The sequence below is a fragment of the Streptomyces sp. PU-14G genome (genome assembly GCF_041028275.1).
In the GTDB taxonomy this organism is placed as follows: domain Bacteria; phylum Actinomycetota; class Actinomycetes; order Streptomycetales; family Streptomycetaceae; genus Streptomyces.
In genome coordinates this window covers 1-12997 of record NZ_JASKYT010000022.1, presented here as the reverse complement: position 1 = coordinate 12997, position 12997 = coordinate 1, and the positions used below count along the sequence as shown (strand labels likewise).

General features: G+C 70.3%; 3 protein-coding genes. All 3 read left to right on the top strand.

Going from position 1 to position 12997, the window contains the following annotated elements; genetic code table 11:
- Positions 1–103 precede the first annotated feature (103 nt).
- Entirely contained in the window at positions 104–1312 is a 1209-nt protein-coding gene (locus AB8Z75_RS04695; RefSeq protein WP_369200068.1) for an amidohydrolase, read from the top strand.
- A 265-nt stretch (positions 1313–1577) separates the two neighbouring features.
- A complete protein-coding gene (locus tag AB8Z75_RS04690; protein ID WP_369200067.1) occupies positions 1578–9584 on the top strand; it encodes an amino acid adenylation domain-containing protein in 8007 nt (2668 codons plus the stop codon).
- A gap of 12 nt (positions 9585–9596) precedes the next feature.
- A partial coding sequence (locus tag AB8Z75_RS04685; RefSeq protein ID WP_369200066.1) for an amino acid adenylation domain-containing protein occupies positions 9597–12997 on the top strand: 3401 nt, incomplete at its 3' end.

Genomic DNA, 12997 nt, shown 5'->3' with positions numbered 1-12997 from the left:
CCGGTGTCGCGGCAGGTGAGTTGACCAGGCCGCGCAGCCGCCGCGCAAGCGGGCGACCGCACTACCATCGACCGCGCCCCGCCGGCCCGACGGAAGGTGTCCGATGATCTCCGCGCCCCCCGAACTGCTGTCTGATCTGACCGAGCTGTACCAGGACCTGCACCGACACCCGGAGTTGGCCTTCGAGGAGCACCGCACGGCCGCCCGGGTCGCCGACCGCCTGCGCGCGCTCGGCTGCGAGACGGTAGAGGGGGTCGGCGGCACCGGCGTGGTCGGCGTCCTGGACCGGGGCGAGGGGCCGACGGTGCTGCTGCGCGCCGACCTCGACGCGCTTCCGGTCACGGAGAGGACCGGCCTGCCGTATGCGTCGGTGCACGACGGGACCGCCCACGCCTGCGGTCACGACCTGCACACCACATGGCTGATCGGCGCCGCGACCCTGTTGGCCCGCCGGTACACCGAATGGTCGGGCCGGCTGTTGCTCGTCTTCCAGCCCGCGGAGGAGACCGGCCGGGGCGCGCGGGCGATGCTCGACGACGGCCTGTACGAACGGTTCGGCACCCCGGCGGTCGCCTTCGGTCAGCACGTGGGCCCGGGGCCGGCCGGCCGGATCGGCTACCGCCGAGGGGTCACCATGGCCGCCGGCGATGCCATCCGGGTCCGGCTGCGCGGCAAGGGCGGCCACGGTTCGATGCCGGATGCCACCGTGGACCCGGTGGTCCTCGCCGCCGCGACCGTGATGCGCCTGCAGACCGTGGTGTCCCGGGAGATCGCCGCGACCGACCCTGCGGTGCTGACCGTCGGGTCGATGCACGCGGGCACCAAGGCGAACATCATTCCCGCCGAGGCCGAGCTCGGCTTGACCCTGCGCTCCGTCGAACCCGCGGTGCGCGAGCGGGCCCTTGCGGCGATCGAGCGGATCGTCCGCGGCGAGGCGGCGGCCTCCGGGGCACCTGAGCCGGACATCGAGCTGCAGTTCGGTTTCCCCGCGCTGGTCAACGACGAGCACATCGCCGACGCCGTACTCGCGGCGTTCACGGAACACTTCGGCAAGGAGCGTGTGGTCCCCTCGGCGCTGATACCGGCGAGCGAGGATTTCGGGCTGCTGACCGACGGCGGCCGTATACCCGCCGCGTACTGGTTCGTCCGCGGCAGCGACCCCGTCGCCTATGCGGAGGCGCAGGCCAGGGGACGGGTCGCCGAGAGCATCCCCACCAACCACTCGCCGTACTTCGCCCCCGTGCTCGACCCCACGCTGGCGACCGGTGTGGAGACGTTGGCGGTCACCGCGCTCGCGTGGCTTGCCCGATAGTGGGCGGGCGCGCGGAGGCGGGGCGGCGTACCGGCCCCTCCCGAAATCGAGGCCCTGCGCGTCGTGAGGCCCGCCCGGGTCGTGGGGCGCATCCGGTAGGCAGGGCGCGCTCGCACGACGCCTCGCCGCGCCCTTTCCGGATGCTCTCGGGATAGCTCGAGTAGCCACCTCGTCGTCCTTTCCGGTGTCTGTCGCGACTCTCCGACCACCGCGTCCGGAGAGGCAGACTTGCCGTCTGCGCGATATCGAGCTTCCGGCGAGAGGGATGGTTTTGGTGGATTCTCTGAGCCTTTCGGCAGCGCAGCAGGGAATATGGCTGGCTCAGAAACTCGCGCCGGGTGCATCGAACAATGTCGCGGCGGTCTGGGAAATCGAGGGCCGTCTCGACACCGCCGTCATGGATTCCGCATTCCGCACGGTGTTCAGCGAACTCGACGGCGTTCGCGTCAACTTCCACGAGGACGAGGACGGCCACGCCCGGCAGACGGCGCGCGGCGGACTGGGGGAGTGGAGCCCGTTCTTCGCCGACGTCAGCACCGCCGCCGACCCCGCCGAAGCCGCGCACGAGCTGGTGTCCGACCTGGTCGGCCGCCCTTTCGACCTGGGCGAGGACGCTCTGTTCCGCGCTGGCGTCGTCCAACTCGGTGCCTCACGATCCGTGCTGTTCCTGATCTTCCACCACATCGTCACCGACGCCTTCGGACTCATCACGCTCATTTCGCGCCGTATAGGACAGGTCTACACATCGTCGCTCACGCGTGCGCCGGTCCCGGAATGGACCATCTCCTCGCCGGCCCGGGTCCACGACAAAGACGTCCGCTACCGGGAATCCGCACGCTTCGCCAAGGACGCGGAATTCTGGCGGCGCTACCTGCACGACGCACCCGACCCGGTGCGGCTTCCCGCGGCACGGGCCGCCTGCGAACCCGCCGGACCGGCCGACGCCCCACCCCCCGGCGGCACGGACGGCCCCGCCGGACCGCGCGGCTCCGGCCGGCCCGTGGACTGGGGCCGCGTTTCGCGCTCCCTCGGCATGGTCAATCACACGGTGGCGGTGCCGAGGGCGGAGGCCGACGGACTGGAGCGCTCGGCGGAGGCGGCCGGAATGACGCTGCCGACCCTGCTGACCTCCGCCGCCGCCGTGTTCTTCCGGCACACCTGCGATCTGGCGGATCTCCTCTTCTCCGTGACCGTCAACTACCGGTTCGGAGCCGAGAAGACGACCCCCGGCCTGATGTCGAACGTCCTGCCGCTGCGGGTGCGGATCTCCCTGGCGGACCAGCTCACGGAGGTCGCGGACGCCATCGCGGCCGAGAAGAGCACGGTCTTCCGGCACGCCGCGCACCAGGTCTCCATGATCCAGAGCGGCACCGGACTGACCGGCACGGGACGCAGCCCCTTCGGCGTCATCCTCAACGTCATCCCGTTCGTGGAGGCCGTGGACTTCGGCGGCAGCCCGGCGCACTTCGCCGGCGGCTCCTTCGGTGTCCTCGACGAGCTGATGATCTCGACCTACCAGGACGGGCGCGAGAACAGCGACCTGTATATCCGCTTCGATGCCCCCGCTGCCCTCTACGAGGCCACCGACGTCGCCGGCCTGACAGAGCGCTTCGTCGCCTACGTCCGCGCCGTCGCCGCCCGGCCGGAGGCCCGCGTCGGCGCCCTCGACGTACTTGATCCGGCGGAGCGGGACGAACTTCTGTACGAGTTCAACGACACCGTGGCGCCCGTTCCGCACACCACGGTCCCCGAACTCTTCGAGCGGCACGCCGCACGTACCCCGGACGCCGTTGCCGTCGTCTTCGAGGGGACGCCGCACACCTACCGCGAGATCAACACGCGGGCCAACCTGCTCGCGCACGAGCTCATCCGGCGCGGTGCCGGCCCGGAGGACTTGGTCGCCGTGGCGCTGCCGCGCTCCGCCGAACTCGTGGTGGCCCTTCTCGGAGTGATGAAGTCCGGAGCCGGGTACCTGCCGGTGGACCCTGAGCACTCCAGCCGGCGCATGGAGTTCGTGCTGACCGACGGCTCGCCCGGTGTGGTCGTCACCGACCGGGCCACCGGCGCGGGCCTGCCCGGGACCGGTGTCCCCCGGCTGTATCTCGACGGCGCGGACGGCGGCCGCGCGGACAGGCCGGGCGACGAGGACAACCCCTGCGACGCGGACCGCGTGCGCCCGCTGGGGCCGGAGAACCCCGCGTACGTCATCTACACGTCCGGGTCGACCGGCACCCCCAAGGGCGTCACCGTCCCGCACCGCAACGTCGTCTCCCTCCTGGCAGGCACCGACCACTGGTGCCGCTTCGGCGCTGACGATGTCTGGTCGATGTGCCACTCACAGGCGTTCGACTTCTCCGTGTGGGAGCTGTGGGGCCCGCTGACGACCGGCGGAAGGGTCGTCGTCGTGCCGTGGAACGTGGTCCGTTCGCCCGAGGCCCTGTGGCGGCTCCTCGTGGACGAGGGCGTCACCGTGCTGAACCAGACACCCACCGCGTTCTACGAGCTGTCCGCGGCCCACGACCCCGCGAGCCGTTCCGAGGCCGCGCTGCGCATGGTGGTCTTCGGCGGCGAGGCCCTCGACCCATCCCGGCTGCGCGGGTGGTACCCAGGGGAGCTGGCGGATGCCCCGGCGCTGGTCAACATGTTCGGCATCACCGAGACCACCGTGCACGTCACCCACCTGACGCTTACGCGGCAACCCACCGAGCCGGGTGCCAGCCCCATCGGAGCGCCCGTGGGAAACTGGCGCGTCTACGTCCTCGGCGCGGGCCTCGCCCCCGTGCCGCGCGGAGTGGTCGGCGAGCTGTATGTGGCCGGGGACGGAGTGGCGCGCGGCTACCACGGTCTCCCCGTGCTGTCCGCCGGGCGCTTCGTCGCCGATCCGTTCGGCCCCTCGGGTACCCGCATGTACCGCACTGGCGACCTGGCCCGCTGGAACGGCGAGGGCGAACTGGAGTACATGGGCCGCGCCGACCGCCAGGTCAAGATCCGTGGATTCCGTATCGAGCCGGGTGAGATCGAGGGCGCCGTTGTCGCTCACCCCGGCATCGCCCAGGCGTCCGTGATCGCCAGAGAGGCACCGGGCGCGGGGGGCGGCAAGCAGCTCGTCGCCTACGTCGTGCCCGTCGGCGCCACCGCCGCCGGGGGCATGGGCGACATCGACCTCAACGCGGGCGCCGGCGTGGCCGAGCTGCGGAGCTTCGTGAGGGACCGCCTGCCCGACTACATGGTGCCCTCGGCCTTCGTCGCCCTGGAGCGGCTGCCGCTGACCGCGAACGGCAAACTGGACTACGCGGCGCTGCCGGAGCCGGTGTTCTCCGGCGGCGAGTACCGCGCCCCCCGCAACCGGGTCGAGGAGATCCTGGCGGCGGCCTTCGCCGAGATCCTCGGCGTGGAGCGGGTCGGCATCGACGACGACTTCTTCGCCGTCGGCGGCGACAGCATCCGCTCCATCCAGGTGGTGTCGCGGGCCCGGGCGAGGAGCGTGGAGGTCACGCCGCGGCAGGTCTTCGAGTTCCGTACGGTGGCGGAGCTGGCGGAGGTGGCCCAGGCCGGCGGGGACCCGGGAAGCACCATGCTCGCCGAGCTGGAGGGCGGCGGCTGCGGCCCCATGCCGGAGTTGCCGGTCGCCACCCATGTGCGCGAACTCGGCCCGGGGTACGACCGGTTCGCGCAGTGGATGGCGTTCGAACTGCCCGCCGGTATCGACCGCGAGGGCCTCGTGGCGACCGTCGGCGCTGTACTGGACCACCATGACATCCTGCGGTCCCGCTTGGTGGACGACGGGGAGGGCGGCAGGCGCCTGGACGTGAGCGCTCCCGGCAGCGTCGACCCCGACGTGCTGATCCACCGCGAGGTGCAGGACGGCCCCTGGGACGCGGACTTCTGGGCACGGCGGGTGCCGCCCCTCGCCCAAGCCGCGGCGGGGCGGCTGAGCCCGGTGTCGGGCGTGACGTTGCAGCTCGTGTGGTTCGAGCCGAGCGACGCCGCGCGCACCGGACGGCTGCTCGTGGTGGCGCACCACCTGGTGGTGGACGGCGTCTCCTGGCGGATCCTGGGCCCGGACCTGGCGGCCGCGTGGCAGCGGGTGCGGGTGGGAGAGGCGCCGGAGCTGGCGCCGGTGGCCACGTCGGTGCGCCGGTGGGCGCACGCCCTCGCAGACGAGGCCGTGCGCCCGGAGCGCGCAGCTGAACTGGCCCTGTGGGAGCGGGTACTGGAGGGGCCGGATCCGGTGGTGGGCTCGCGGGCGCTGGACCCGGCGGTGGACGTGATGTCCACGGTCGACACGGTGCGTGTGCGGGCGTCGGCGGGGGTCTCGGGCGCGCTGCTGAGAGCTGTTCCCGCGGCGTTCCGCGGCAGCGTGAACGACGTGCTGCTGGCGGCGCTGTCCTTGGCGGTGGCCAGGTGGCGTGAGCGGCGGGGCACGGGTGAGTCGTCGCTGCTGGTGCGGCTGGAGGGGCACGGCCGAGAGGAGGAGGTCGTCCCGGGGGCCGATCTGTCCCGGACGGTGGGCTGGTTCACGAGCATGTACCCGGTCCGGCTGGACATCTCGGGCCTGGACGTGAGGGAGGCTCTCGCGGGCGGCCCGGCCGCCGGTGCTGCCGTCAAGGTGGTCAAGGAGCAGCTGCGGGCAATACCAAACAAGGGGATCGGGTTCGGTCTGCTGCGGTACCTGAACACGGAGACGGGCGCGGTGCTGGCCGGCCGCTCGACGGGTCAGATCGGCTTCAACTACCTTGGCCGCTTCGCCGGTTCCGACATGCCCGAGCACCTGCGCGGCCTCGGTTTCGGCCAGGCCCCCGAAGCAGGCGAACTCGTCGCCGTGCCGTCCCCCGACATGCCCGCGATGGTGGCGCTCGACGTCAATTCGATCGTCACGGACAGCGGTGACGGCGAGCAGTTGACCACGCTCTTCTCCTTCCCGGCCGGCGTGCTCCAGCGCGGTGAGGTGGCGGAGCTGGCGCACCTGTGGTTGGAGGCACTGACGGGCCTGGCCCAGCATGCCGCGGGGCCGGACGCGGGCGGTCTCACGCCCTCCGATCTGCCTCTGGTGGACGTTGCGCAGGACGACATCGAGGCGTGGGAGCGGCGGTATCCCGGACTGCTGGACGTGTGGCCGCAGTCCGCGCTGCAGGCGGGCCTGCTCTTCCACAGCAGGCTGATCGACTCCCTGGCCACCGAAGGCTCGCATTCCGGCTTCGACGCGTACCAGATGCAACTGGTTTTCCACCTGTCAGGACGCGTCGATCCCGAGCGGATGCACGTCGCCGCCCAGGCGCTCCTGGACCGGTACGCCAGCCTGCGGACGGTCTTCGTGGAGGACGCGGCTGGCCACCCGGTCCAGCTCGTGCTCGACCGGGTCGGGGTTCCGTGGGAGTACGTCGACATGCGGCAGGAGACCGCGGGCGAGGAGACCTTCGAGCGGTTCCTCGCCGAGGATCATGGGCGTCATTTCGATCCGGAGCGGCCGCCGATGCTGCGGTTCACTTTGGTGGCGCTGGAGGCCGAGCGCTTCGAGCTGGTGTTGACGGCGCACCACGCACTGTTCGACGGGTGGTCTTTGCCTATCCTCTTTCGGGATCTGCTGCGTTTGTACGCGGCGGGCGGGGATGCCTCGGAGTTGCCCCGGGTGCGTGGCTACCGCGACTTCCTCGCTTGGCTCTCCCGCCAGGACCGCGAGGCGACCGCCAGGGCCTGGGCCGCCGAGCTGGAGGGCATCGACGAGCCCACGCTGCTCGCGCCTGCCGGTGCGGTCAGTGAGCACGACGCCACGGGGATCGGCCAGGCTGATGTGCCGCTGCCCGTCGAGGACGCCCGCGTGCTGACCCGGCGCGCCGCGGAGCTGGGCGTGACGATGAACACGTTGGTGCAGGGCGCGTGGGCGGTGCTACTCGGACAGCTGACCGGACGCCAGGACGTGGTGCTCGGTGCGACCGTCTCCGGACGGCCTCCGGAGCTTAGCGACGTCGACTCCATGGTCGGCCTGTTCATCAACACGCTGCCCGTACGCGTCCGCTGCCGTCCCGGCGACACACTCGCCGACGTGCTCCGGCGTACCCAGGAGCACCAGGCCGCGCTGTTGGACCACCACTATCCCGGCCTTGCCGAGATCCAGCAGAGCACCGGGCTGAGCAGCCTCTTCGACACACTCGTCGTCTTCGAGTCCTACCCCATCGACCGGGCGGGACTCAGAGACGCGCACTCCGAGGCAGGCATCTCGGTCAGCGGGATCCGTCCGCTGACGACCACCCACTATCCGCTCACCCTGCTCGCGACAGCCGACCCGCACCTGCGGGTCACCTTCCAGTATCAGGAGCACCTCTTCGACCCGTCGGCCGTCGAACGGCTTGCGGCCCGCCTCGTGCGGGTGCTGTCGGCGCTGGCGGCCGACCCGCAGGCGCGGGTGGGCACGATTCGGTTGCTGGCGGAAGAGGAGCGGCAGTGGCTGACGGAGCGCCACGCGCTGGGCGGCGCCGCTCGCCCCGATCACCCGCAGACGCTGGTCGGTCTCTTCGAGCGGCAGGCGGCACGGTCACCGGGCGCGGTGGCACTGGTGTGCGAAGGGAAGTCGCTCTCGTTCGCCGAGGTGAACGGGCGGGCGAACCGGGTGGCGCGTGCCGTGGCGGCACGCGGGGCCGGGCCGGGTGACGTGGTCGCGCTGGCGGTGTCGCGTTCGGTGGATCTGCCGGTCGCCCTGCTGGGGGTGCTGAAGGCGGGCGCGGCATACGTTCCGGTCGACCCGGCCTATCCGAGTGCCCGCCTGGAGCGCATCCTGCGGGACGCCGCCCCGCGCCTCATCGTGACGGATGCCGCGGGTGCCGTTGTGCTGCCGGACGCGGCTGCCGAACGCCTCTGGGTGGACGACGGAGTGCTGCTGGAGGGGCCGGACCACGACCTCGGCCAGGATGAGCGAGTCCGCCCGCTGACCTGTGACGATCTGGCGTACGTGATGTACACGTCGGGGTCGACCGGGGAGCCGAAGGGCGTGGGGATCACCCAGGGCAACGTGGTGAGCTGCCTTGCGGGCCTGGTGGAAGCGGTGGGTGTGACGGCCCCGTGGCGAATGCTGGCGGGGACGTCGGTGAACTTCGACGTGTCCGTGTTCGAACTGTTCACGACGTGGACGACCGGCGGCAGCGTCGAACTCGTCCGGGACGTGCTGGCGCTGGCCGAGCGGGACCGCTGGGATGTCGACGTCCTCTCGACGGTGCCCTCCGCGTTTGCCGAGCTCCTCGACCAGGTGGCTCAGCGGATGAGCCCGCTCAGCCTCGTGTTCGCCGGCGAGGCCCTGCCCGGCCCGCTCGTGCGGCGCCTGCGCGAGACCTTCCCCGATGCGCGGATCGTCAACGGGTACGGGCAGAGCGAGTCCTTCTACGCCACCACCTGGGTGCTGGGCGAGGGCGATGAGGCGCCGCAGGACACCGCTGCCCCGATCGGTACGCCGCTGGACACCGTGCGGACCTACGTGCTGGGGCCCGGGCTCCTCCCCGTCCCGCCGGAGGTCGCCGGGGAGCTGTACGTGTCGGGTGGGGGCATCGGCCGCGGCTACCACCGTCGTCCGGCCATGACGGCCGAGCGGTTCGTCGCCAACCCCTACGGCCCGCCCGGGGCCCTCATGTACCGGACAGGTGACCTCGCCCGCTGGCGGGCCGACGGCGAACTGGAGTACGTCGGCCGCGCCGACACCCAGGTCAAGATCCGCGGATTCCGGGTGGAGCCGGGCGAGGCCGAGGCCGCGGTGAGCGCGCACCCGGAGGTCGCCCACGCGGCCGTCACGGCCCGCGACGTGCCCAGCGGGGGCAAGCAGCTCGTCGCCTACGTCGTGCCGGCCGGTTCGAGTGCCCCCAAAGCCGGGGTGCTGCGTGCCTGGACCGCGGAGCGGGTGCCGGAGTTCATGGTGCCCTCGGCCTTTGTCACGCTCGACCGGCTGCCGCTCGCGCCGAACGGCAAGCTGGACGCCAAGGCGCTTCCCGAGCCCGAGTTCGCCGGCGAGAGCTACCGTGCCCCGCGCACCCCGCAGGAGGAGAAGCTCGCGGTGCTGTTCGCACAGGTTCTCGACCTGGACAAGGTCGGAATCGACGACAACTTCTTCGACCTCGGCGGCCACTCCCTGCGCGCCACGCGGCTCATCAGCCTCATCCGCGCGGGCCTCGGTACGGAGCTGCCCATCCGCGCCGTCTTCCAGAACCCGACCATCGCCGAACTCTCTCGCAGCCTGCAGGACACGGCGGCTCCCGCCCGTCCCCGTCCCCGCCTGCGCCGGATGACCTAGGAGTAGACCGCCGTGATCCCCCTGTCGTATGCCCAGCGCCGGCTCTGGTTCATTCACCGCTTCGAGGGCCCGTCCGCGACGTACAACATCCCCCTGGTCCTGCGCCTGAGCGGAGACCTGGACACCGCCGCGCTGCGCGCCGCCGTGCGCGACGTCGTGGAACGGCACGAGAGCCTGCGTACGCTCATCACCGAGGACGCCGACGGAATTCCGTTCCAGCGGGTCGTCCCCCTCGACGAGGCGGACTTCGACGTGCCGGTGGTCGAGGTGGAGCCCGAAGCGCGCAAGGACGCCGTCGCGCACGCCGCCGCCCAGGTCTTCGACCTCGCCGCGGAGATCCCTTTCCGTGCCCGGGTCTTCCGCAGCGCCCCCGACGAGCACGTTCTCGTCCTCGTTCTCCACCACACGGCCGGGGACGGCGAGTCCGCGGCGCCGCTCGCGCGCGACATCTCCGCCGCCTACGCCGCACACCGCGAGGGCGCGGGCACGGCACCTGACTGGCCCGAACTCCCCGTCCGGTACGTGGATTACACGTTGTGGCAGCAGGAGCTGCTCGGTGACGAGGAGGATCCGGAAAGTCTGCTCGCGCGGCAGTTCGCCTACTGGCGGGACGAGCTGGCCGACGTGCCGCAGCCCCTGCCACTGCCCGCCGACCGCCCCCGCCCCCTGGCCGCCAGCTACCGGGGCGACTCGGTGCCCTTCACTCTCGACGCGGAACTCCTCGCAGCCGTCGAGGAGGTGGCTCGCGCGCGGTCCGCGACCGTGCCGATGGTCCTCCAGGCGGGGCTCGCCGTCCTGCTCGGGCAGCTCGGCAGCGGCGAGGACATCACCATGGGCTCGCCCATCGCGGGCCGCACGGACGAGGCACTCGCCGACATGGTGGGCTTCTTCCTCAACACCTGGGTGCTGCGTGTCGACCTGTCCGGCAACCCCACCTTCGACCAGGTACTGGACCGTGTCAGGGACAAGGCACTGGCTGCCTACGACAACCAGGACGCACCGTTCGAGCGGCTGGTGGAGTTGCTCAACCCCCACCGTTCCACCTCCTACCACCCCCTCTTCCAGGTCATGTTCGCCTGGCAGAAGGAATGGCCCTCCTTCGCGCTGCCCGGGTTGGCGGTGTCACTGGAACAGGTGGGCACCGACACGGCCAAGTTCGACCTCTCCTTCCACATGTCGGAGACCTCCATGCCAGGCGGCGGCCGTGGTGTGCGCGGCACGGTCGAGTACGCCACCGACCTGTTCGACCGCGGCTCCGCGCAGGCCATCGCCACACGGTTCGTGCGCGTCCTGCGTCAACTCGTCACCGCCCCCGGCCGGCCCCTCAGCGCACTGCGTGTCCTTACGGCGGATGAGTTTCGTGGGGTGTTGGGATGGGGTGCTGGGGAGTGTCGGGTGTTGCGGGAGGGGACGTTGGCGGGTGGGTTTGAGGAGCAGGTGGGGCGGTCGCCTGAGGGTGTGGCGTTGGTGTTTGAGGGGGAGTCGCTTTCGTATGGGGAGTTGAATGCGCGGGCGAATCGGTTGGCGCGTTGGTTGGTTGAGCGGGGTGTGGGTGCGGAGTCGTTTGTGGCGGTTCGTATGCCGCGGTCGTTTGATTTGGTGGTGGCGTTGTTGGGGGTGTTGAAGTCGGGGGCGGCTTATGTGCCGATTGAGGTGGATCAGCCGGCGGAGCGGGTGGAGTATGTGTTGGCTGATGCGGGTCCGGTGTTGGTGTTGGAGGGGTTGCCGGATACGTCGGGGTATGCGGCGGGTGATGTGGGTGTTGAGGTGTTGCCTGATCAGGCGGCGTATGTGATTTATACGTCGGGTTCGACGGGTGGTCCGAAGGGTGTGGTGGTGTCGCATCGTTCGATTATGAATCGGTTGGAGTGGGGTCATGGGGAGTTTGGTCTTGATGTTTCGCATCGGATGGTGTTGAAGACGTCGGTGGGTTTTGATGTGTCGGTGCCGGAGATTTTCTGGCCGTTGTTGGTGGGTTCGACGTTGGTGATTGCGCGTCCGGATGGGCATCGTGATCCGGCGTATTTGGCGGAGTTGATTCAGGAGGAGGGGGTTACTGAGGTTGATTTTGCTCCTTCGATGTTGGCTGCTTTTTTGGCTGAGCCGGCTGCGGGGCGGTGTACTTCGTTGCGTCGGGTGGAGGCTGCGGGTGAGGGTTTGCCGGTGGAGGTGGCGAATCAGTTTTTGGAGGTGTTGCCTGGGGTTGAGTTGCATAATTTGTATGGGCCGACGGAGGCGGCTGTTGAGGTGTCGTATTGGCGGCATCGGCGGGAGTCGGGTGTTTCGGGTGTGCCGATTGGGTTTCCGGTGTGGAACACGCGGTTGTATGTGCTGGATTCTGCGTTGCGTCCGGTGGCTCCGGGTGTTCCGGGTGAGTTGTATTTGGCGGGTGTGCAGTTGGCGCGGGGGTATGTGGGGCGTTGTGGGCTGACGGCTGAGCGTTTTGTGGCGGATCCTTTTGGTCCGGCGGGGTCGCGGATGTATCGCAGTGGTGATGTGGTTGCTTGGCGTGCGGATGGGGCGTTGGATTATATTGGTCGTGTTGATTTCCAGGTGAAGGTGCGGGGTTTCCGTATCGAGCCGGGTGAGATTGAGGCGGCGTTGTTGGCCCATCCCGGTGTCGCGCAGGCCTGTGTCATTGCCCGCGACAGCCGGGGCACGGGGACCATGGAGACCGGAAAGCAGCTCATCGCCTACCTCGTGGCGGCGACGGACGACGCCGAGAGCACGGCTCACGGCGACACCACTGGGGTGTCCGAAACCGAGCTGCGGGGCTGGCTGGCCGGGCGACTGCCGGAGTACATGGTCCCGGCCGCGTTCGTCGTGTTGGACGAGCTGCCGCTCAACTCCGCCGGGAAGGTCGACCGGAAAGCACTCCCAGAGCCCGCCTTCGCCGGCGGTGAGTTCCGGGCCCCCCGCAACCAGCTGGAAGAGGCGCTGGTAGAGGTCTTCGCCGAGGTGCTGGGCCTGAAACGGGTCGGCATCGATGACGACTTCTTCGCTGTTGGCGGTGACAGCATCCGCTCCATCCAGGTCGTCTCCCGGGCACGCGCGCGGGACGTGGAGGTCACCGCACGGCAGGTTTTCGAGCACCGCACGGTGGCGGAGCTGGCCGAGGCCGTGGCGCAGGCCGGTGTGGCGGCCGAGAGGAAAGTGCTCACCGAACTCGAGGGTGGCGGCGTGGGCACCGTGCCGTTCCTTCCCGCAGCGAGCTATCTGGCTGAACTGGGCGGAAACTCCGACCGTTTCGCGCAGTGGATGGCGTTCGAGTTGCCTGTGGGTATTGATCGTGAGGGTCTTGTGGCGACGGTGTCGGCTGTGGTGGATCGTCATGATGTGTTGCGGTCTCGGTTGGTTTGGGGTGTGGGTGGTGGTGTGTTGGAGGTGGTGGCGCCTGGGGGTGTGGATGTGGG